19 protein-coding genes and 1 tRNA gene are annotated in these 21,236 nt (G+C 65.6%); 10 read left to right on the top strand and 10 right to left on the bottom strand.

Annotation, left to right across the window (positions count from 1 at the left end):
* Positions 1-5: 5 nt before the first annotated feature.
* Positions 6-1,178: a cystathionine gamma-synthase gene (locus ACWDTF_RS03280; protein ID WP_449753948.1), complete on the bottom strand. Its 1,173-nt coding sequence runs from the start codon at positions 1,176-1,178 to the stop codon at positions 6-8.
* 9 nt (positions 1,179-1,187) lie between these two features.
* Positions 1,188-2,582 carry a cystathionine beta-synthase gene (locus ACWDTF_RS03285; RefSeq protein ID WP_240856579.1) on the bottom strand — a complete coding sequence of 465 codons (1,395 nt, stop codon included), beginning with the start codon at positions 2,580-2,582 and terminating at the stop codon, positions 1,188-1,190.
* Between the two features lie 39 nt (positions 2,583-2,621).
* Here ACWDTF_RS03285 and ACWDTF_RS03290 point away from each other — a divergent pair, with 39 nt between their 5' ends.
* Together ACWDTF_RS03290 and ACWDTF_RS03295 are read left to right on the top strand one after the other, a co-directional pair.
* On the top strand, positions 2,622-3,554 hold the full coding sequence (locus ACWDTF_RS03290; protein WP_240856578.1) for an SGNH/GDSL hydrolase family protein: 933 nt from the start codon (positions 2,622-2,624) through the stop codon (positions 3,552-3,554).
* Positions 3,555-3,602: 48 nt separating this feature from the next.
* Complete coding sequence (locus ACWDTF_RS03295; RefSeq protein ID WP_449753949.1) at positions 3,603-4,826, top strand: acetyl-CoA C-acetyltransferase; 1,224 nt, start codon at positions 3,603-3,605, stop codon at positions 4,824-4,826.
* A gap of 395 nt (positions 4,827-5,221) precedes the next feature.
* On the opposite strand, the gene ACWDTF_RS03300 is transcribed toward ACWDTF_RS03295, so the two are convergent.
* The 3 genes from ACWDTF_RS03300 to ACWDTF_RS03310 form a co-directional block, all read right to left on the bottom strand.
* Positions 5,222-6,100 carry a Bax inhibitor-1/YccA family protein gene (locus tag ACWDTF_RS03300; protein WP_240856576.1) on the bottom strand — a complete coding sequence of 293 codons (879 nt, stop codon included), beginning with the start codon at positions 6,098-6,100 and terminating at the stop codon, positions 5,222-5,224.
* Between the two features lie 106 nt (positions 6,101-6,206).
* Complete coding sequence (locus tag ACWDTF_RS03305) at positions 6,207-6,941, bottom strand: TetR/AcrR family transcriptional regulator (protein ID WP_355277602.1); 735 nt, start codon at positions 6,939-6,941, stop codon at positions 6,207-6,209.
* A complete protein-coding gene (locus tag ACWDTF_RS03310; protein ID WP_449753950.1) occupies positions 6,883-9,165 on the bottom strand; it encodes an MMPL family transporter in 2,283 nt (760 codons plus the stop codon). Before ACWDTF_RS03310 ends, ACWDTF_RS03305 begins: the two co-directional genes overlap by 59 nt.
* A gap of 105 nt (positions 9,166-9,270) precedes the next feature.
* On the opposite strand from ACWDTF_RS03310, the gene ACWDTF_RS03315 reads away from it, so the two are divergent.
* A tRNA-Leu gene (locus ACWDTF_RS03315) sits at positions 9,271-9,344 on the top strand.
* Between the two features lie 30 nt (positions 9,345-9,374).
* Here ACWDTF_RS03315 and ACWDTF_RS03320 read toward each other — a convergent pair.
* The 3 genes from ACWDTF_RS03320 to ACWDTF_RS03330 all read right to left on the bottom strand — a co-directional run bounded on the left by ACWDTF_RS03320 (position 9,375) and on the right by ACWDTF_RS03330 (position 11,822).
* Positions 9,375-10,157, bottom strand: a complete 783-nt coding sequence (locus ACWDTF_RS03320; RefSeq protein WP_355277573.1) for an SDR family NAD(P)-dependent oxidoreductase — start codon at positions 10,155-10,157, stop codon at positions 9,375-9,377.
* Positions 10,144-10,791: a TetR/AcrR family transcriptional regulator gene (locus tag ACWDTF_RS03325; protein WP_240856573.1), complete on the bottom strand. Its 648-nt coding sequence runs from the start codon at positions 10,789-10,791 to the stop codon at positions 10,144-10,146. Before ACWDTF_RS03325 ends, ACWDTF_RS03320 begins: the two co-directional genes overlap by 14 nt.
* Positions 10,792-10,856: 65 nt before the next feature.
* Complete coding sequence (locus tag ACWDTF_RS03330; RefSeq protein WP_240856572.1) at positions 10,857-11,822, bottom strand: helix-turn-helix domain-containing protein; 966 nt, start codon at positions 11,820-11,822, stop codon at positions 10,857-10,859.
* Positions 11,823-12,331: 509 nt separating this feature from the next.
* Here ACWDTF_RS03330 and ACWDTF_RS03335 point away from each other — a divergent pair.
* The 6 genes from ACWDTF_RS03335 to ACWDTF_RS03360 all read left to right on the top strand — a co-directional run bounded on the left by ACWDTF_RS03335 (position 12,332) and on the right by ACWDTF_RS03360 (position 18,067).
* Positions 12,332-13,588, top strand: coding sequence for a hypothetical protein (locus ACWDTF_RS03335; RefSeq protein WP_374246549.1), 1,257 nt, complete (start codon positions 12,332-12,334; stop codon positions 13,586-13,588).
* Between the two features lie 36 nt (positions 13,589-13,624).
* Positions 13,625-14,038 (top strand): nitroreductase/quinone reductase family protein, encoded by a 414-nt coding sequence (locus tag ACWDTF_RS03340; RefSeq protein ID WP_449753951.1) that lies wholly within the window; start codon positions 13,625-13,627, stop codon positions 14,036-14,038.
* Positions 14,039-14,099: 61 nt separating this feature from the next.
* Complete coding sequence (locus tag ACWDTF_RS03345) at positions 14,100-16,055, top strand: hypothetical protein (protein ID WP_449753952.1); 1,956 nt, start codon at positions 14,100-14,102, stop codon at positions 16,053-16,055.
* Complete coding sequence (locus tag ACWDTF_RS03350) at positions 16,052-16,297, top strand: hypothetical protein (protein ID WP_355277584.1); 246 nt, start codon at positions 16,052-16,054, stop codon at positions 16,295-16,297. The genes ACWDTF_RS03345 and ACWDTF_RS03350 overlap by 4 nt, the downstream gene beginning before the upstream one ends.
* Positions 16,294-16,737, top strand: coding sequence for a hypothetical protein (locus ACWDTF_RS03355; protein WP_433258648.1), 444 nt, complete (start codon positions 16,294-16,296; stop codon positions 16,735-16,737). The genes ACWDTF_RS03350 and ACWDTF_RS03355 overlap by 4 nt, the downstream gene beginning before the upstream one ends.
* 22 nt (positions 16,738-16,759) lie before the next feature.
* A complete protein-coding gene (locus ACWDTF_RS03360; RefSeq protein ID WP_449753953.1) occupies positions 16,760-18,067 on the top strand; it encodes a hypothetical protein in 1,308 nt (435 codons plus the stop codon).
* 974 nt (positions 18,068-19,041) lie between these two features.
* On the opposite strand, the gene ACWDTF_RS03365 is transcribed toward ACWDTF_RS03360, so the two are convergent.
* Positions 19,042-20,343, bottom strand: a complete 1,302-nt coding sequence (locus ACWDTF_RS03365) for a trypsin-like peptidase domain-containing protein (protein WP_433259447.1) — start codon at positions 20,341-20,343, stop codon at positions 19,042-19,044.
* 95 nt (positions 20,344-20,438) lie between these two features.
* Between ACWDTF_RS03365 and ACWDTF_RS03370 the strand changes: the two genes are divergently transcribed.
* Positions 20,439-20,663, top strand: coding sequence for a hypothetical protein (locus ACWDTF_RS03370; RefSeq protein WP_240856566.1), 225 nt, complete (start codon positions 20,439-20,441; stop codon positions 20,661-20,663).
* Positions 20,664-20,972: 309 nt separating this feature from the next.
* Here ACWDTF_RS03370 and ACWDTF_RS03375 read toward each other — a convergent pair.
* On the bottom strand, positions 20,973-21,236 hold a 264-nt coding region (locus tag ACWDTF_RS03375), incomplete at its 5' end, for a transposase (RefSeq protein WP_449753954.1).

Raw genomic sequence — 21,236 nt, forward strand, 5'->3', positions numbered from 1 at the left:
GGATTTCAGGCCAGTGCGTTGTCGAGATCACCGAGGATGTCGTCGATGTCCTCGATGCCCACCGACAGGCGAACCAGATTCGCCGGCACCTCGAGCAGCGAGCCCGCGGTCGATGCGTGCGTCATCGCACCCGGATGCTCGATCAGCGACTCGATCCCGCCGAGCGATTCGGCAAGCGTGAAAACCTCGGTGCGCGCGCAGAACTCCTTGGCCGGCTCGATGCCGCCCTTCACGAGCACCGACACCATGCCGCCGTAACGCTTCATCTGCTTACTCGCGGCCCCGTGGCCGGGGTGTGTCGACAGCCCCGGATAGAGGACGCTCTCGATCTTGTCGTGCGACGACAGGTAGTCGACGACCTTCTCGGCGTTGTCGCAGTGCCGATCCATACGCACCGCAAGGGTTTTGATGCCGCGCATGGTCAGGTATCCGTCGAACGGGCCGGGTACCGCACCGGCGCCGTTCTGCAGGAACGCGAACGCCTCGTCGAGTTCCTCGGAGTCCGTGATCAGGGTACCCCCGACCACGTCGGAGTGTCCGCCGAGGTACTTGGTGGTGGAATGGAGTACGACGTCGGCACCCAGCAACAACGGCTGCTGCAGGTAGGGCGAGGCAAACGTGTTGTCCACCACCAGTTTCGCGCCCGCGTCGTGCGCCACCCCGGCCAGCGCCTCGATGTCGCCCACGTTCAGCAGCGGGTTGGTGGGGGTCTCGGTCCAGACGAGTTTGGTTTCCGGTCGGACCGCCGCGCGCACCGCGTCGACGTCGGTGACCGGGGCAACCGAATAGCTGATCCCCCACTGGCTGAACACCTTGTCGATGAGTCGGAACGTTCCGCCGTACGCATCGTTCGGGATGACGAGATGGTCACCGGGACGCAGCGTCGAGCGGAGCAGTGTATCGGTGGCCGCCATGCCGGATCCGAAAGCGCGACCGTAGGTTCCATGTTCGAGCGCCGCGAGATTGGCTTCGAGAGCACGCCTGGTGGGGTTGCCGGTGCGGCCGTATTCGAATCCGTCGCGCAGCCCGCCGACCCCGTCCTGGGCGAAGGTCGAACTCGCGTAGATCGGCACGTTGACCGCGCCGGTCTGCGGATCCGGGTCGTACCCGGCGTGGATTGCTCTGGTCGAAAAGCCTTGCCAGCGAACAGAATCCGCAGCGCTGCGCTTCTCACTCACTCGATGCTCCTAACCGACGATGGGGTGGGTGCTGACAAAGGCCAGCAGGTCGTGGCGGGTGATGACGCCGATGGGTTTGCCTTCTTCGACCACCATGAGGGCGTCGGATTCGCTCAGCGCCTTGGTCGCCGCCGACACCGGCTCGCCGGACCCGATCAACGGGAACGGTTCGCCCATGTGCGCCGACACCGGGTCGGCGAGGCTCGCTCGTCCTTCGAACACCGCGCTGAGCAGATCCCGTTCGGTGACCGCACCGGCAACCTCGCCCGCCATCACCGGCGGCTCGGCCCCGACCACCGGCATCTGGGAGACGCCGTACTCGCGCAGGATCTCGATGGCGTCGCGCAGTGTCTCCTGCGGGTGGGTGTGCACGAGGTCCGGTAGCGCGCCGGTCTTGCCCCGCAGGACGTCGCCCACCAGCGACTCCTTGGTCTTCCCGTCGAGGGGCGTGCGCAGGAATCCGTAGCTGCTCATCCACTCGTCGTTGAAGATCTTGGCCATGTAGCCACGGCCGCCGTCGGGCAGCAGCACCACGACCACCGCGTCGGGCCCCTCGCGCTGCGCCACCTGCAGGGCGGCCACCGCGGCCATCCCGCAGGACCCGCCCACCAGCAGTCCCTCCTCGCGGGCGAGTCGGCGCGTCATGTCGAAGGAGTCGGCGTCACTCACCGCGATGATCTCGTCGGGCACGCTCGGGTCGTAAGCGTCCGGCCAGAAGTCCTCACCGACGCCTTCGACGAGGTACGGGCGACCGGTTCCACCCGAGTACACCGAACCCTCCGGGTCGACGCCCACCACCTTCACCGCGCCGCCCGACACCTCTTTGAGGTAGCGACCGGTGCCCGTGATGGTCCCGCCGGTTCCGACCCCCGCCACAAAGTGGGTGATCTTGCCGTCGGTGTCGTTCCAGATCTCCGGGCCGGTGGTCTCGTAGTGACTCTGCGGACCCGCCGGATTCGCGTACTGGTTGGGCTTCCATGCGCCCTCGATCTCGCGAGTCAGGCGGTCTGAGACGCTGTAGTAGCTGTCGGGGTGTGACGGCTCGACGGCGGTCGGGCAGACCACGACCTCGGCGCCGTACGCGCGCAGGACGTTGCGCTTGTCCTCGCCGACCTTGTCGGGGCACACGAACACGCACTTGTAGCCGCGCTGTTGCGCCACCAGGGCGAGTCCGACACCGGTGTTACCCGACGTCGGCTCCACGATGGTCCCGCCGGGCTTCAGCTCGCCGGAGCGCTCGGCCGCGTCGACCATGCGGACGGCGATGCGATCCTTGCTGCTTCCACCGGGATTGAGGTACTCGACCTTGGCGGCGACGAGACCCGATCCGGGCGTGGTCACCGAGTTGAGTTTGACCAGCGGGGTGTTGCCCACCAGATCAACGACGTGATTGGCAATGCGCATGCGTCCATCGTCCCATGCCCGACGATTAGACTGTGGGCCGTGTCCGACGTGGGTGATGGTGCGACCGACAACCGACTCCGTGACATCGGCGCCACCGTGGCCGCCGCGGCAGCGAGCGCCGGTGCGTCATGGGCGTTCTACAACTTTCTGCACTATCAGGCTGCCGCCGCCCGGACGACCATTCCGCACCGCACCGACAATGCACCCGACGGCGACGGGATCTACTACCCCGACGGCACCGGGCCCGTGCCCTATCGGCGCGACCACCCCGTCGACCTCCACCTCACCGTCTTCGGTGACTCCACGGCGGCAGGACTCGGCGCCGACACCGCCGACGAAACACCTGGCGTGATCCTCGCCCGCCGGGTCTCGGCGGAGACCGGGCGAACGATCCGGTACAGCAACAAGGCGATCGTCGGCGCCACGTCGCGCGGGCTTGCCGCGCAGGTGGAGGCGATGCACATCGCCGGCGACCGGCCGGATATCGCGGTCATCCTCGTGGGCGCCAACGACGTGACCGCGACCAACGGCATCCGCTCGTCGGCCCAGCGGCTCGGCGAGGCGGTACGGATGCTCGTCGCCGGCGGCGCCGCGGTGGTCGTGGGGACCTGCCCCGACTTCGGCGTCATCACCGCGATACCCCAGCCGCTTCGCACGGTGTTGCGCCGGTGGGGTCTGCGGTTGGCGGCCGCCCAGCGCGGTGCCGTGCGTTCGGCGGGAGGCCGTCCGGTACCCATGGCCGACGTCATGGCCAAGGAGTTCCTCGCCAAACCGGAGCACATGTTCTCCCCCGACCAATATCACCCGTCCGCAGCGGGTTACGCGCTGGCCGCCGACATCCTGTTGCCCGAGGTGCTGGCCGCCATCGGCGAATGGGGGCCGGCTCCGCTGCCCGAACCTCCGGAGGTGTCGGAGGCCGCCGAGCAGAATCGACTCATCAATCGGGTGCGGCGCGCTATCGGTGTCTCTTGAGCAGCCCTGACCAAGCACCCGCTTGGTAGGCAGGTGTAGCTTGGGCTCATGCCTGAAGCCGTGATCGTTGCCCATGCCCGCTCCCCGATCGGCCGCGCCGGGAAGGGGTCGCTCAAGGACGTCCGCCCCGACGAACTCTCCCGCCAGATGGTCGCCGCCGCGCTCGCCAAGGTCCCCGAACTCGACCCTGCCGACATCGAGGACATCCATTGGGGCATCGGACAACCCGGCGGCCAGGGCGGGTACAACATCGCCCGTGTGATCGCCGTCGAACTCGGCTACGACCACATCCCCGGTGTCAGCGTGAACCGCTACTGTTCGTCGTCGTTGCAGACCACGCGCATGGCTCTACATGCCATCAAGGCCGGCGAGGCCGACGTGCTGATCTCCGGCGGCGTGGAGAGCGTCTCGAGCTTCGGGATCTCGGGCGGCGCCGACGGCGCACCGAACTCCAAGAACCCGGTGTTCGACGAGGCGCAGGCCCGGACTGCGAAAGCCGCCGAGGGTGGCGCTCCGGCGTGGACCGACCCGCGCGCGGACGGCCTGATCCCCGATGTCTACATCGCGATGGGCCAGACCGCCGAGAATGTGGCGAGTTCCACGGGCATCTCTCGCGAAGACCAGGACCGCTGGGGCGTGCTCAGTCAGAACCGCGCGGAGGACGCCATCAAGGCGGGCTTCTTCGAGCGCGAGATCGACGCGGTCACCCTGCCCGACGGCACGCTCGTGACCACCGACGACGGTCCGCGCGCGGGCACCACCTACGAGAAGGTGTCGCAGCTCAAGCCGGTCTTCCGTCCGGATGGCACCATTACCGCCGGAAACGCATGCCCGCTCAACGACGGCGCCGCCGCACTGGTGATCATGAGTGACACCAAGGCCAAGGAACTCGGTCTGACGCCCCTCGCGCGAGTCGTCGCCACAGCGGCCACCGGCCTGTCTCCGGAGATCATGGGCCTCGGACCGATCGAGGCGATCCGCAAGGTGCTGCGCGTCTCGGGCATGTCGATCTCCGACATCGATCTCGTCGAGATCAATGAGGCGTTCGCCGTGCAGGTGCTCGGCTCGGCCGACGCACTCGGCATCGACCACGACAAGCTCAATGTCTCCGGCGGTGCCATCGCCCTCGGCCACCCGTTCGGCATGACCGGCGCCCGCATCACCACGACCCTGCTCAACAACCTGCAGACCCACGACAAGACCTTCGGCATCGAGTCGATGTGCGTCGGTGGCGGACAGGGCATGGCGATGGTGCTCGAGCGGCTCGGCTGACCCGAAGATTCGGAGATTAGCCCGCTGACCTGGGCAAATACGTCAGCGTCGTGCTCGCAGAATCTAGGGGAAGAGTTTTCCTCCCCTAGGTTCAGAGTCCTCCCCCAGAAGTTTCTAGGGGAGGACTCTGAGGGTAGGGGACGAAGTTTCTTCCCCTATTTTCTGCGGGCGCCACGAGCGCGTGGCGCGTTCCGCGGAACGCGCCGATCGATGGTCGCGGGCTCGACGACGCAGGTGCTCGCGTTTCTCCCATTTCCTCGCAATGCATCGCGCGCAGGTGGGAGACACGCGAGCAGATGTCACCAGCACCCCCTTGAGCGGGAAGTGTCCGCCGCACCAACGACGAAGGCCTCGCACCCATTGGTGCGAGGCCCTCGTCGTGGTCATTGCTGCGACTAGTCGGAGTTGAAGTAACTCAGCAGGCGCAGGATCTCGATGTAGAGCCAGACCAGGGTGACGGTGAGGCCCAGTGCCACACCCCACGCGGCGCGCGACGGCGCACCGGCGCGGATGAGGCGATCGGCGGCGTCGAAGTCGAGCAGGAAGCTGAACGCCGCGAGCGCGATGCAGACGAGCGAGAAGACGATCGCCAGCGGGCCACCGTTACGGAGACCAAAACCCTCACCACCGTTGAACAGGCCGATCACGAGGTTGCCGAGCATCAGCACGATCACGCCGATCATTCCGGCGAACAGCATGCGCGTGAACCTTGGAGTGACGCGGATGGCGCCGACCTTGTAGACGACGAGCATTCCGAAGAAGACACCGAAGGTGCCGAGCACGGCCTGCCCGATCAGCGCACCCGCCGAGACGGAATCCCCAACCATGAATTCGGCGAACACGAACGAGATGGCACCGACGAAAAGGCCTTCGAAGACAGCGTAGGCCAGCACGATCGCCGGGTTGTCCTGCTTGCGCCCGAACGATGCGACCAGTACGAGAACGAAGCCGACGATCCCGCCGAGCGCCATCATGGGCGTCGCGAGTGCGGTGTTCTGGTCGACGAGGAAGTACGTGGCGATCGCCGAGATCGTCAGCACTGCCAGGGTGATGGCGGTCTTGGTGACGACGTCGTCGATGGTGAGCTGGCGAGTGCTCGGCGGCGCCGGCTGGGTGTACGGGTCGACCGGCCGTCCTTGCTGATCGACCTGCTGTCCGTACTGGTTGAACATCGCGGCCTGTCCGGCGCCGGCCATGCCGGTCCCGAAGCCCGCGTACCCGGTCTGATTGTCGCGGACCACCCCGCGCATCACCGGATTGCTACTCTCTCGCACGAAGCGCTCCTTACGTTACGGATATCTGATTCGTTGCGGATATCTGTGGTGACAACGACGGCGACTGCGTGCGGGTTCCGCAAACGAGCACCGTTCCCCCGCGACTTTACCTTCTCTTGACCATGTTGTCGTTCGACGACTCGCTCCGGACGTCCCGAGCCGCAAACCACGCCCGCGCGGTGTCGTGGTCGGCGCGTTCGCCGAGCCTGGTCAGCGTCGCCCGACCCAGACCCACCGAACGCAGGACGTTCTCGGCATGCCGGAGATCACGGCCCCACGGCAGACCGGGTTTGGCGATCATCAGCGACGCGATACCGTGGGCCACGGCCCAGAGTTCGAGGACGACGTCGTCGATGTCGGCCGCGGCACAAATGCCTTCGTCGGCCATCGCCGCCACCGTGCTCCGAAATCGCGCGTAGGCCGACGCGGCGAGGACGTCGTCGACCTTGAGGCGTTCGCCACTGTCCGGAGGCCTGCGGAACGCAACCCGGTACAGCACGGGCGTCGCCAGCGCGAACCGCACGTACGCCAACCCCTGCGCAAGCGCGTTCTCGAGTGGATCGGCGATGCCCTCGGAGGCGACCGCCATCTCGGCGTCGAGGTGCTCGAAATAGCGTGCGCAGACGGCGTCGAGCAGTGCGTCCTTGTCGGCAAAGTGCAGGTAGATCGACGGTGGTGTGACACCGACCCGGTTCGCCACCGCGCGGATCGACACTGCCGTCTCGTCGTCGTGTTCGACGAGGAGATCGCTGGCGGCCTCGATGATCTCCTCGGCGAGGATCTCACCGGATCCGCGGGGTGACCGGGCTCGCCGTGTGGTCACTGGACACCTCCGAATCATCACCGACGGGAGATTCCTCCGATAGCCCAAACCGATCGTGGAGTCGCCGCAACGGGCCGGGAGCCCACCAGTTCGCCCGGCCGAGCAGCCGCATGAATGCCGGCACGAGCAACATGCGGATCAAAGTCGCGTCCATCAGTACGGCCAGCGTCAAACCCACTCCGAACATGCGCATGAACGACACCTCGGAGGCCGCGATCCCGGCGAACACGATGCTCATCAGCAGCGCGGCGGCGGTGATCACGCGACCGGTCTTGGCCAGGCCGAGGGCAACTGCGTGGTCGTTGGCGGCGCGGGTTCCGTCGGACCGTAACCACTCCTCACGAATACGGCCGAGAAGGAATACCTCGTAGTCCATCGACAGGCCGAAGGCGATGCAGAACATCAGGACCGGCATCGTGGCGACCAGATAGCCGGTCGCGGTGGTGCCCAGCGCGTCGAGATGCCCGTCCTGGAAGAACCACACCATCGCACCGAACGTCGCCGACAGCGACAAGATGTTGAGCACCAATGCCTTCAGTGGCATGACCACGCTGCCGGTGAACAGGAACAGCAGGATGAACGTCGCGATCGCGATCACCGCGAGAACCCAGGGTAAGTGCGCGTAGATCGAACTCACCGTGTCGTCGTTTGCGGCGGCAACGCCGGCGAACTTGACCTCGACGCCCGCGGGCACCGGCACGTCGCGCAGGCTTTCGAGTTGGTCGAGACCGGCGTCGGACATCGGCTCACGATCGGTGGCAACGGTCACGATGTGCACGTCACCCTTGGTGTCTGCGGGGTTCCCCGGACTCACCTGTTTGCCCTCGATGAACGTACCGGCCGACGACGATGCCGAACCGACGTCGTCGACGGTCGAGAGCGTACGGGTGTAATCGCCGAGTTGAGCAGGATCGACCGCACCGGAAGCGACGATGGTGACCGTCGAGGAAAGGTCGTGTTCGAAGTCCTCACGGATCTCTTGCTGGATCGCGTGCGCGCTGGCGCTCGGCGGCAGCACGCGGTCGTCGGGAAACCCGAAACTGATGGACAGGAAGGGCGCGCCGAGAACCAGGAGGAACGCCGTGGTCACCGCCGCCACGGGCAACGCGTGCCGCAGCACCCATTGCACCGCGCGATACCACCAGGTGTCCTCGGCGGCCTTGATCACGGGTTCCGGCCGACCGAACAAGCGCCGCAACGGTTTCCGAACGTCGGCCGCATCGATCCGATCGCCGAGCAGCATGAGGATCGCCGGTGTCAACACCAGGGCCGCCAGCACCGCCACCAAGACCACCCCGAGCCCGGCGTAGGCGAAGGAACGTAGGAAGTACATCGGGAAGATCGCCAGTGCCGACAGCGACAGCGCCACCGTCACAGCGGAGAACGCGACCGTGCGCCCGGCCGTCGCAAACGTGCGGATGATCGCGTCGTCGCGATTCATTCCTCCGGCGACCTCTTCCCGATATCGGGTCACCAAGAGCAGGGTGTAGTCGATCGCGAGCGCGAGACCCAGTGCGGTGGTGAGGTTCAGCGCGAAGATGGATACGTCGGCGAACACCGCGATGAACCGCAGCAATGCGAAGGTCGCAACGATGGACACGATGCCGATGATCACCGGGAGCGCGGCGGCGACCGCTCCGCCGAAAATCACGATGAGCACGAGGAAACTGATCGGGATCGCGATCCCCTCGGCAACCGCGAGGTCCTTGGACGTCTGCTCGTTGACCTGGCTGAAGACCAACCCCTGGCCACCGACCCGGACCGAAATCCCTTGCCGTTCACCGGAGAGCTTTGCCTCGATCTCCTCCGCATGCGCGGGCGCGAGTTCCTCACCGCCACTGAGGGTTGCGATGATCAGCGCCGACGATCCGTCCCGACTCACCAGCGACGACGCCAAGCTCGGACTCGTCCAGACCGCCAGAATCGGTTGCTGCACATACTCTGTGGCCGAAAGCTCACGGACGATATCGGGACCAACCGCACGCGCCGCCGGGTCGGTGGCCATGTTCATCCCGGCCGGACCGTCGAGCTTGACGACGACCTGCACGCCACCCCGGTTGAAGGTCTCGTCGAGAACCTTTTCCGCCTTCGTGGATTCCGCGTTGGGATCGCTGTACCCACCGGAAAGCAGATGTTGCGCGGCCCCGATTCCGTACACACCACACAGGGCGAGCAACACCACCGCCACCAGCAGGACGCGCCGTGGCATTGCGATGATCGATCTGGTCATCCGGACCAACATAGAACTCCCCCGAGAGTTGTCGGACACTTTCCGGCGTTAAGTTATCAGCAGTAAGTTAGACCGGTCAACGAGTTTCCGTCGAACAGATGACATGCTGTACGGCGAGCCCCCATAGCCCAATAGGCAGAGGCAGCCGACTTAAAATCGGCACAGTGTCGGTTCGAGTCCGACTGGGGGCACGCCCGCGGCGCAAGCCGCGCCCGAGCGGCCTAGCCGCGCGGACGGACCGCCCGCTCGGCGATCGCGAGCACCACTCGCCGGGGTGCGAATCGGGGAGAATTGGCGCTCACCTTGTTCAGCAGCCCATCGACCACGCTCGGCTTCCCCGCAGCGAGCGCATCGAGGGCCGTGTCGACGACCTGACGAGTGGTGCGTCGGGCGCCGACCGCGGCATCGTCGGAGCCGACGACGTCGAAGAACTCGGTGTCCGTGGCACCCGGGCAGAGCGCGAGCACCCGCACACCATTGCGGCGGGCTTCCCACCACAGCGCCTCGCTCAAGGAGAGGACGTAAGCCTTTGTCGCGGCGTAGACGGCCATGTGCGGCACCGGCTGAAATGCGGCCGTACTCGCGACGTTGATGATCGCGCCCGAACCTCGCGCAGTCATCAGCTGCAGATAGGCGGTCGTGAGGTCGGTCAGTGCGGCGACGTTGAGCGCGACCTCGCTGCTGATTCGGGTTGGGTCGGCATCGGCAAGATCACCGTGAGTGCCGAATCCCGCGTTGTTGATGAGGAAGTCGACGTCGAGACCGCGCTTGTCGATCTCCCCGACGAGTTCGGCCGCCGCGCCCGGTACGGACAGGTCAGCGCCGATCACGTCGGTCCGGATACTGTGCCGGGCACGCAGATCGCCCGCCAGGGCGTCGAGCTTGTCCACACTGCGCGCGGTCAGAATCAGGTTGGCCCCCTGGGCCGCGAGGGTCTCGGCGAAGTCCTTGCCGATGCCGGAGCTGGCGCCGGTGATGAGAACGGTGGAGTCACGATGATTCATGGTTCGGTCCTGTCGGGTTGATGTCGTCGAGGTTGATGTCGAGCCCGCCTGCGGCCAACGACATGAGAACTTCGGTGTAGTGGGCAAGGTCGTGGTCGCGCTGCTCGGTCGCGCCGGCGTCCACAAGTGTCTTGATGCCGTCGAACGCGCCCACCAGGACAGTCGCCAATGCGGTCGCGTCGATGTCGGCACGCATCTGTCCGGCCGTCTGTCCATCGCGGATGATGTTGGCGATCAGCGTGATCCACGTTTCGATCGGCTTATGGGGACTTCCCGAGTCGCCGAGTTCACGCACCAGTCGAATCACACTCCACGCCCCAGGATCACTCTCGAGGTGTTCGAGCATGGCAGGCAGCACCTCCATGAGTTGGGCGATCGGTGTCTCTTGAGCCAGCACGCGACGCTCGACCACGTCGATCCACAGTTGCTCCTGGTGGTCGATCACCGCGCGAGCGAGTTCCGCCTTGGACGAGAAATAGAAGTAGAACGCACCTTTGGTGAGCCCTGAAGCCGCGATCAGAGCACTGAATTTGGTTGCCTCGTAGCCGTTTTCCGCGAACTCGGACGCAGCGACGGTCAGCAGGTGCGCACGCGTCGCGGCGCCTTTGGCGGTGGACGGCTCGGCAGGACTCACTTCGCAAGAATAAACCATCCGGTAGGTTTTTACAAACCATGCGGTAGGTTTTCCACTTCCTGCCGTCACACCATGCGAAACGACGCCCGATACTCGCTCGGCGTCGTGTGCATGGTTCTCGTGAAGTGGTGACGGAACGTCACCGCCGAACCGAACCCGACGCTCGTGGCGATCTCCTCGATCGGCGTGCCACCGTCCTCGAGGAGCGCAAGACTGGCCGAGATTCGCTGCCCGATAAGCCATCTGATGGGAGTGGTACCCGTTTCCGCGGCGAACTGCCGAAGGTAGCTACGCCGAGAGAGATGCGCGACGCCGGCGAGTTCATCGAGACCGATCGGCCGGTCCAGGTTGTCCAGCGCCCACGCCATGCTGGCGGCGATCACGCCGTCGCGCTCGGCGACGCCGGTCGGCGTCTCGACGTACTGGGCTTGCCCACCCGAACGATGCGGCGCGATGACCAGGCGTCGTGCCACATCATTCGCCACCCGAGGACCTCGATCGAGCCGCACGATATGGACACAGAGATCAAGGCCCGCGGCACAGCCCGCACTGGTGAACACGTTTCCGGCGTCGACGTACAGCGGCCGCGGGTCCACATCGACGCGCGGGTATCGGCGACCGAGTTCCTCGGCGTAGATCCAGTGCGTCGTCGCCTGCCGCCCGTCGAGCACACCGGCCTCGGCCAGCAGGAACGCGCCAGAGCAGATGGACACGAGCCGTGCACCGTTCTCGGCGGCCGCGCGCACGGCCTCGACCGCATCGCCTGAGGGCGATGCGAAGACGTCGGCCACGCTCGGCACGACGATCGTGTCGGCCCGCGACAGGTCATCGAGACCGTGACTCACCGTGAGCGTGGCACCCCCGATCATGTCGACCTGCCCTTCGGCCGCACAGAAGAAGGCGCGATACCAGGGTCTTGGAATCCCCTCCGCGAACGGTCGGGAGAGCTCCGCCATACCAAAGATCTCGGCCGCGATACCGGCCTCGAAACCAGACATGCCGCCGTAGGCAAGGATCGCCACATCATGCATGTCACTATCTTATCGATAGTAGGCATTGGTGCCACTGTTGTTCGGGGCGCAGTGGCTGGACAGTGGAACCATGAATCCTTCAACGGCCTCCAAAGCCATTGCCCGAGTGCGAGATAGCACCGCTGTTCAGATCTTGGTCGACGCCGCGGCCGGCGTTCACGCCGCATCGGCCATCTCCCACGGCGCGGCACCTCCCGAGCGCGCACGACCCGCCCGGGCCGCGGAACCTCCACAATCCGACCAATGAGACGAATAAGCGTGTGCGTCTCATCACATTTTCCTGCCGCACGCGCGGCCATCGACCCGAAAACAGCCCCCCACCTGCTCGAACATGGATACTCCGCGCACTCCGTCGCCTTTTGACGAGCTCCTGACCCGACGGTAGCTTTCAAACCCGTCAAATGTTCCTCGAGGAGCACCTGACGACAAGACAGTCGGGGGGCTGTGTCGCGGAAAGCGATTCGCGTCTCGTCGCCGCACGTTTCCTCGTACTTCCGAGAAACCGAGGTATTCACGTGCGCACCCGACTCCTTGGCCTGGCTGTTGCATTCGTGTGCGCGATCAGTGGCCTCGCTCTGAGCTCAGCGCCGGCGACGGCGTCGACCTTCGAGCGCTATCTCGACCTCCCGCTGACCAACCGGTTCGCCGACCACGACGCCGGCGGGGTCAACAAGGCACTGCCCACCGATCTCGCGCAGCTGACCCGTCTCGTCGGCGAGGCTCGGGCCAGTGGCGTTGCGCCGCAGCGTTATGGGGCGTTGCTGTTCCAGTACCGGCTCGTACAGGCCACCTCCACGGCCGGGATCGACCTCGCAACCTGGGACCCCGACAAGGGCTTCCACGCCATGCGCGGCAACATGATCAAGTCCTACCGGTACTACGAGAACTTCCAGATCGCGCACCGCAACCTGCAGTGGTCGGGTATGGCCGGACTCGTCGGGGCGGACTTCGGTGGCGGCATCGCCGACGTCGTCATGATGGGCGACATCTATGCCATCCGAGGCCTGCAGCCGCTGGCTGCGCAGATCATCGAGGCGACGACGTCGGTCGCAGGCAAGCAGTTCATCGGGATCTTCCCGAAGGGCCTGCAGACGCTGGCCTACGGCGCCGACAAGATCACCCCCAACGACCTGCAGTGGTTCTCCAAGCAGATCCTGGTCATGCAGAAGGCCATCTTCTCCGACCTGATGCCTCTGCACGTTGCGTTCACTCGCGACGGCCTCAAGGGTGTCACCGAGTTCTACAACGCGGGACTCATCGACGCCGGCGTCCTCAACGCCTGGCGCGACATCGCCTCGGGCAATCCGAAGCTGGTCTCCCAGGGCAATGCCACCCTGCTGCGACGTGAGCAATTCAACGTCGTCGGTTGGCAATTCGACAACGTCCGCAACTACCGCAAGGCCGATGGTGTCGGCGCGGCATTGACCTATGCCATGACGCTCGCCGGCTCACCGTCGATCGCGGGTGTGCCCGCTCTGCGGAACTTCATCCCGTTCACCTACCGGGCAAAGATGGCCGACGGCCGCACGCTGAGCGTGAAAACCCCTATCGCCAATTGGGATTGGTCGAAGTTCGACCTGCGCTGGCGTTACGTGACCACCGAACTCCTGCCCCGCTACCAGGATTGGGTGAACAACCGATTCGGCAACCTCGTCGCCACCATGAAGGTTCCCTACGAGACCCAGTTCGAGTCGCACCGACCGGTCTGGAATCTCCACAAGATCCTGGCGGACGCGGCGTCGCACACCGCGGTATCGGTCAGCTGAACCACGCATCGCGCGCGCGCGGACTATCCTTCCGGCATGAAACGGCGGCTGTTCGTCACCCTCAATCGCGCGGTCAACGCTGTCGTGACCAAGCTTCGCCCCAAGCGATTCCGCGGCGCCGATCTGCTCCTGCTCACCACCACCGGACGCAAGAGCGGCAAGACCCGGACCACTCCCCTGATGTACATGGTCGACGCAGAGCGATGGATCGTCGTCGCCTCCAACGGTGGCGCCGACTGGCAGCCCGGCTGGTGGCTGAACCTCAAGGCGGCTACTCCGGCGTCGATCACCCTGGACGGCAACACGATTCCGGTCACCGGCGCCGAGATCACCGGCGCCGAGCGCGATGCCGTCTGGCGCAAACTCATCGACGATGTCTTCGACTATCAGACCTACCAGGACAAGGTCACCAGGACGATCGCAGTGGTCGCGTTGACACGGGCGACCTGAGCACCAGAAACCATATCAACGACTATTGACACAATATGGGTGAACCAGGCATTGTGACCTGATGGACACTGTCGTCGTGCATCCGGGACTCCTGCTCGCCGCGGATGAGGGCGGCGGCGCGGCGCTCGATCAAGTTGCACTCATGACCGCCATCGCCGGCGTCATCTCGGCCGGCCTCGGCCTCATCGCCTATCTGCACCGCACCCGCAAGATCACGTGGCTACAGACCTTTGCCGAATTCGCCGGGCGCCTGTTCCGGCGGCCCCCGTGGGTGGCCCTGCCGAGCCTGCTGTTCACCACGACGATCATCACCGCGATGTTCGGGTTCATCTGGGATGTCAGTCTTCACATCGGACGCGGGCGCGACTCGGGTCCGCTCGCGAACCCCGCGCACTACTTCATCCTGTTCGGCCTGTTCTTCCTCTTCATCGGCGGCGTACTCGCGATGATCCTGCCGCGCGAAGAAGAAGGGACTCCGCCCGGCTCACAGTCGGGGCGCATCCCGGTCAAGATCACCCGCACCTGGTACGCGCCGACCGGCGGCATTCTGATCGCCACCGCAGGCCTCTACGCGCTCATCGGTTTCCCGCTCGATGACGTCTGGCATCGCATCTTCGGGCAGGACGTCACGCTCTGGGGGCCGACGCATCTCATGCTCATCGGCGGCGCCGGACTGTCGCTGCTCGCGATCATCATCCTGGACTGGGAAGGTGCAGCGGCTCCCAAGCTCCACCGCGACGACGCAGGCGAACTCGTCGGCGAGGACGGCCGCCCACCCGGGCGCGGCAGCTTCATGGTCTGGTTCGGGCGGGCGATGATGGCCGCCGGTCTCGTCATCGGCATGTCGGTGTACCAGGTGGAGTTCGACTTCGGTGTCCAGCAGTTCCGGGCCGTCTTCCATCCGACGCTGATGCTGGCGGCCGGCGTCTTCGCACTCGTGATCGCCCGACTGCTCGCCGGACGGGGCGCAGCCCTCTTCGCCGTGCTCGCCGCCGCGATCATCCGCGAGGTCATCGCCTGGATCGTCTGGGTACCGGCGGAAGCACCGCACAGCGACTTCCCGCTCTATCTCGGCATCGCCATCATCGTCGAAATCCTTGCGCTGACACCGCTTGTCCACCGTCGCCTGCTGTTCGGGACGGTCGCCGGCGTGCTGGCCGGAACTCTCGGCTTCTTCCTCGAGCGCATCTGGGTGAACGCCGTGTTCCCGATTCCGTGGAATCACGGTTTCAACACCGAGGCACTGTTGATGGCAATTCCGTCGGCCACCATTTCCGGCCTGGTCGCCGCATTGTTCGTGGTGGCGGTTCGCGGCGAAGAACTCCCGCGTCCCGCGATCCGGCGCGGCATCATGGTCGGCTTCGTGGCCATCGCCGCCATCGTCACTGCCAACGGATTGACTTATCACACACCGGATCTCACAGCCACTGTCACCTTTGCCGATGCCGCCGAGGACGACGGCAACACCATGCGCACCGCCACCATCGAACTCAGTCGCGAAATCCCCGACGACGCCGAGTGGGTGCAGGTCATGGCTTGGCAGGGCGGTGAAAGCGAATTGCGTGGTCTGCACATCGACACCCTGCGCAAGGTGGGTCCGACCACCTACGAGACCACCAAGCCGTTCCCCGTCGGCGGAACCTGGAAGACGTTGTTGCGAGTCCAGAATGGCAAGGAAATGGGTGCGGTACCGCTCTTCCTGCCCGCGGATCCCGGTATCGACGCCACCGAGGTCGTGGCAGCGTCCGGACAGCCATATCCCTTCCAGCAGGAACTCTCGATTCTGCAGCGCGAACGCAAGGCCGACGCGTCGGCTCTGGCGTTCGGCATGGCGTCGCTTGTGGTGCTCGCCTGCACGCTCGCCTTCATCTGGTTGCTGGGTTGGGGTGCGGTGCGCGTCAACCGGGCACGGCGCGAGCAGATGGCCGAGGTCGACGGCGAACCAGCAGACCAGCGTGCCGACGACGGGGGCGACTCGGCCCCCCGCGCCCGGCACACCACCGGACACACGCGGTGACGTCGGCCGCACAAACGATCTATCTGGCCGATCATTCGGTCCTGCTGGCGATTCCGGCACTTCTGCCGGTGGCGATCATCGTCATCGTCATCCTGGTCATCGTGATCCGCGACCGCCGCGCCGAGGCGCTGGAGGAAGCGATGGCACACGAGGCGCTGGAAGACGAATCCACCACACCGGAGAACGGACAGGCATCCGAACGCAATCCCGATGACGACGATGTGACCAAAGGAGATCCATGACGCACGACGCGATGTCGCACAAGATGATTCGGTGGACCGCAGCCTTGGGTGCGGTGGTCGTTGCCGTCGGCCTGGCCGGATGCGGTGGCACCGACGAGAGTGCGGGCGCGAGCAGTGCCGCCGCTTCACCGTCCGGGGCGTCGAAGGTGTCACCCCCGCCCTCCGCAGACACCGCGACAACCATCGACATCACCATCGCCAACGGCACCGTCACCCCGCGCAATGCCCGGATCGACGCGACCGTCGGCACACCCATCGTCCTGTACGTCACCAGTGACGCCGCCGACGAGGTGCACGTTCATTCGACACCGGAGCACAGCTTCGAGGTGGCGGCAGGAGCGCAGCGCGAGCGCTTCGAGTTCACCGTCACCGTGCCGGGGTCGGTGGCGGTCGAACTGCACGAGGCCGACGTGACCGTCGCGACTCTGCAGGTCCGTTGACCGGACCTCGGTGGCCGCACCAGTGAGTCTTGTTGTCGCCCATGGGATCGGCGGCTCGACGGACCTGCCCATTCCGTTCACGTACGCGCTCATCGGCGGCGCGTGGGCACTGACGTTTTCGTTCGTCATCACGATTCTGGTGTGGAAGACCCCACGCCTCGACCCGGAGCGCGTCGGATCACGGCTACCCGCGGTGCTTGCCGCGGTGTCGGACGATGCGCGTGTCCGAGGTGTCCTGCGGATGCTGGCCGTCGCGCTGGTCGGCTGGGTGGCGATCGCGGCCTTCGCCGGATCGTCGGAGCCGAGTCGCAATCCGCTATCCGGTTTTCTCTACGTGCTCGTGTGGGTGGGTCTGGTTCCCGCATCCCTGCTGTTGGGTCCGTTCTGGCGGGTCCTGTCACCGTGGCGAACGTTGCACCGCTGGGTGTTTCGGGATCGGTCTCCGCTGGTCCGGCTACCCGCGTGGGTCGGGGTGTGGCCCGGCGCACTGGGCCTGTTCGCGTTCGCCTGGCTGGAGCTGGCATGCAGCAGCAACGGCGAGGTGTGGGCCGTACGCGCATGGCTGCTGTGTTATGTCGCCGTGGTTCTCGTCGGTGCCGTGGTCTTCGGGCGCGAATGGTGTGCAGCCGCCGACCCGTTCGAGGTGTACAGCACGCTGATCTCCCACCTGGCCATCGTCGGGCGCGGGCCCGACGGCCGCCTGGCCTGGCGCAATCCGCTCGACGCGCTCGGCGGCCTCGTCCCCGGACCCGGCATCGTGACGGTTGTGGCAGTCTTGCTGGGCTCCACTGCCTTCGACAGTTTCAACGCCTTCCCGGGATGGGGCAGGTTCGTCGAGGACAGCGGTGCACCCCAGTTGTGGCGGACCGTCGGCCTCGCGTGCGCTGTGTTGATCGTGGCGCTGAGCTATTGGGTTTCCACGCAGATGGTCGGCGGTATGACCTGGGCGCAGCGGCGCCTGTTGCCCGGGCAGCTGATCCATTCGATCGTGCCGATCGTGGTCGGCTACATCTTCGCTCACTACCTGTCCTATCTGGTCGAGAAGGGACAGGCCACCCTGATCCTGCTCGCCGACCCGGCCGACGCGGGCTGGAACGTTCTGGGTATCTCCAATCTCACCGTGTCCTACGTTCTTTCGGAACATCAGGGCGCGTTGGCGACCATGAAGGTGCTGTTCGTCCTGTGCGGCCATGTATTGGGTGTCATTGCCGCGCATGACCGCTCGTTGCGCATCCTCCCCAAGGGACACCAACTGACCGGCCAGCTCGGACTCATCGTCGTGATGGTCGCCTACACCTTCGGTGGGTTGTACCTGTTGTTCGGTGGCTGATCCGAAGAGTTAAGTGACCAGCGTCGTGACCTGGGGTTACGTGGCGTCGCGGCCGCGAGGACCGCGCGTCGACAGGGACCTCATATCTGGTCAGAGACCTTCGGAACTGCCGACGGTCCCTGACCACAAGTGAGGTCTCTGTGATGGGTGGTCCGTGGCGGCCGCTTCACCAACCCGAGGCGCGTCGTGGTTTCAGAAACCGCGTGTCTGGTCAGAAACCCGAGGCGCACCAGCGGTTTCTGGCCACATCAGCGGTTTCTGGCGACCAATGCGGTTTCTGCGACGAGGCCGCGCTCTTCCCGCCTCCATGATCGTCGGCAACGCCGACGGTGAGTCGCTGACTCGAAGAGCTACGTGACCGGGCCGCCGACCTGCGCAAACGCGATCGCCATGTCCGCAGCGTCCGGCCAGTGGGTGAACACTCGCACCGAAGCGTTTCAATTTGCGTCGGATAACGGAGCAAGCTGAAACCTCTGTCGGTGCTTGTCCGCGCCAGGTGTCGGGCCGCCCAGCCAACGTCGTAGCAGAAGGTGTCGCCTGGCGGGCACCCTCTGCTACAGCGTTTTTCGTCCCCAACGATGCTGCCATCTATGCGCGCCGGCGGATCGATCGGCGCTCCTGGCGGGCCAGATGGCCGGCCGGTCGACCTCGTGTCCGAAACGGTCGTGCTGAAGTGCCTCCGAGGGAAATGTGCCCTCGGTGGCTCCTCACGTAGACCGTTCCGGACGGCCTCACTCTTTCCGCCTCCACGATTGCCGACGACGTCGGCGGGTGGGTCGCTGATCCGAGGAGGTCGGTGAGCGACGCTCCGACCTGGGGTGGCCGGACGACCGCCCTCGTCCGAGTGCGCGCCAGCGAGTCGCGAACCCAGAGGCCGCGTGTCTGGCTAGAAACCCGCTGCGCACCAGGGGTTTCCGACCAGGCCCGCGGTTTCTGGCCGCATGTACGGTTTCTGTTCGGCAGTCGACGATCCCCTATTCACCTGAGCCATCATCGGATTCGCGCACGACGGTCTGTTCCTGATCGACCACCGAACCCAGTGTGACGTTCACGGTCCGGGTGCGACCGTTCGATTCGACGGTCACCGGCACTGTATCGCCGGGTGTGTGCGTCAACGTCTGGGCCATCAGATCTGCATAGCCACCGATGGTGGCGTCACCGATCTTGGTCACGACGTCGCCCTGCCGAATGCCTGCCGAGTCAGCCGGGCCGCCGGACTGGACGGAGGCCACTCGCGCCCCCTGGTCCGAGGAGTCGCCGCCGATCGAGCCCGACACACCGAGCACCGGCTTGGTCGAGTGTCCCTGCTGCAGAATCTCATTCGCGACTCGCTTGGCAACGTCCACCGGTATCGCAAAGCCGAGTCCAAAGGCCTGCACGCCGCCCGATGCCGCCTGACCGGTGTTGACGGCCGAGTTCACGCCGATCACCTGGCCGCTCAGATTCACCAGTGGTCCACCGGAATTGCCGGGGTTGATCGCGGTGTCGGTCTGCAGACCGTTGTAGACCGCGACCGGGCCGCCACTGCCGTCACCGGCTGTCACGGTGCGCGACAACGCACTGACGATCCCCGACGTCACGGTGTTGGAGAGGTTCTCCGGCGATCCGACGGCGACAACTTGTTGGCCGACCTTCACGCCCGAGGACTCGCCCAGAGCGGCAGGCGTCAACCCGCTTGCGTCCTGCAGCTTGATCACCGCAAGGTCGTAGGACGGAGACGTTCCCGTCACCGACGCCGCGAACGTCTTACCGTCCGACGTGGTCACCTGGATGCGTCCGCTGTTCCCGACACCATCGACGACGTGATTGTTGGTCAGCACATGACCGTCTTGCGACAACACGATCCCGCTGCCGACGGCGGTCCCCTGGCTTCCGGCGACCTTGATGTCGGCGGTGAACTTCGAAGCCACTTGCGCCGCATAGGTTGTCGATCCCGGTTGCTGGTCGGCCGGGTTGTTGCCGGCCGGCACGGAGGTGAGCAGCGGTGCCGCAACGTTGTCCGACCGGTCGACGAGCAGACTGCCCCCGACGCCGACAGCGCCGCCGAGCAGCCCGGCGATGAGTGCCGTCGCCATGATCGGAGCGGTCACGGTTCGTCGACGACGCGTCGGTGGCCCGGGCTGCGGTTCTGGTTGCGGCTGGGCATAAGTGGGCGCGTATCCGCCAGGTGCTTGCGAGCCCGGGTACCACCCGGACGAGTGCGGCTGCGGGGAATGTGGCTGTGCGGGATAGCCATCGGAGTGCCAGTTCTCGGTGTTCACCGCGTCCACAGTGATCTCGAACACTGAGAGCAGACCAAGACCAAGACCACCAATCTGCTGACAATCCACCCAGGAAACGGCCAGATACGTCGAGGTGATGTACTCGAAGGATGATCACCGGCACCGTTCTCGCCCAGGCCGACTCATCCAGTTCCTCCGCCGCCCTGCTCACCCTGAGCATCTCGCTCTACTCCGCCGTGATCCTCATCTGCATCGGCGTGGGTATCAATGCGGCGAGGCACGGACGTCGTCGCCTGGCGATCGCGATGGCCGTGATCGTCGGCATCCTCACCATCGTCGGTGTCGTACTCGCCATTCTCAGCAGCGTGCACTGAACTCTCAACCGCGTCGGCCTTCTGTGGTGGACCTCGCCCTGGCCGAGCGAGGAGGATCGCAAGCCGCCGGCCAGTGTTGGAGGTCGGGCCGGTGGCCAGGATCGGGCCCCTGACGATGGTCCTCCGGGCATGTCCCGGAAGCGGACGCTGACGGGCCCGATCTCAGTCACCGATTGCCGGTCGCCGCGTTCCTCCGACGGCGACGCCAGGAACATGCGCCCACAAAAGTCGGGGAAGAAACTTCGTCCCCGACCCTTGGTGTCTTCTCCCAGAAATTTGTAGGGGACGACTGTGAACCTCGGGGCGGATTCAGGCGGTGGATGCAACAGGACCTGATTCGGATCCTGACGGTGGTGAGTTTAGTAGCTCGTCGAGTTTTTCGGCGGGGCTGGCCCACTGGTGGCGTTTGCGGGGGCGGGCGTTGAGTTCGGCGGCGACGTTGGCCAGGATGCCGGGGCCGTGGAAGGACAGGTCGGTGCCTTTGGGGAAGTACTGGCGTAGCAGGCCGTTGATGTTCTCGTTGCACGGCCGCTGCCAGGGGCTATGCGGGTCGGCGAAGTAGATGGGCAGCCC

It is taken from the genome of Gordonia sp. NPDC003422 (assembly GCF_053588675.1).

Coding starts and splice junctions, on each gene's coding strand:
- ACWDTF_RS03285 (WP_240856579.1), bottom strand. CDS start 2,582: ATGCGCATTGCCAATCACGTCGTTGATCTGGTGGGCAACACCCCGCTG.
- ACWDTF_RS03295 (WP_449753949.1), top strand. CDS start 3,603: ATGCCTGAAGCCGTGATCGTTGCCCATGCCCGCTCCCCGATCGGCCGC.
- ACWDTF_RS03305 (WP_355277602.1), bottom strand. CDS start 6,941: ATGATTCGGAGGTGTCCAGTGACCACACGGCGAGCCCGGTCACCCCGC.
- ACWDTF_RS03310 (WP_449753950.1), bottom strand. CDS start 9,165: ATGTTGGTCCGGATGACCAGATCGATCATCGCAATGCCACGGCGCGTC.
- ACWDTF_RS03320 (WP_355277573.1), bottom strand. CDS start 10,157: ATGAATCATCGTGACTCCACCGTTCTCATCACCGGCGCCAGCTCCGGC.
- ACWDTF_RS03330 (WP_240856572.1), bottom strand. CDS start 11,822: ATGCATGATGTGGCGATCCTTGCCTACGGCGGCATGTCTGGTTTCGAG.
- ACWDTF_RS03340 (WP_449753951.1), top strand. CDS start 13,625: ATGAAACGGCGGCTGTTCGTCACCCTCAATCGCGCGGTCAACGCTGTC.
- ACWDTF_RS03345 (WP_449753952.1), top strand. CDS start 14,100: ATGGACACTGTCGTCGTGCATCCGGGACTCCTGCTCGCCGCGGATGAG.
- ACWDTF_RS03355 (WP_433258648.1), top strand. CDS start 16,294: ATGACGCACGACGCGATGTCGCACAAGATGATTCGGTGGACCGCAGCC.
- ACWDTF_RS03370 (WP_240856566.1), top strand. CDS start 20,439: ATGATCACCGGCACCGTTCTCGCCCAGGCCGACTCATCCAGTTCCTCC.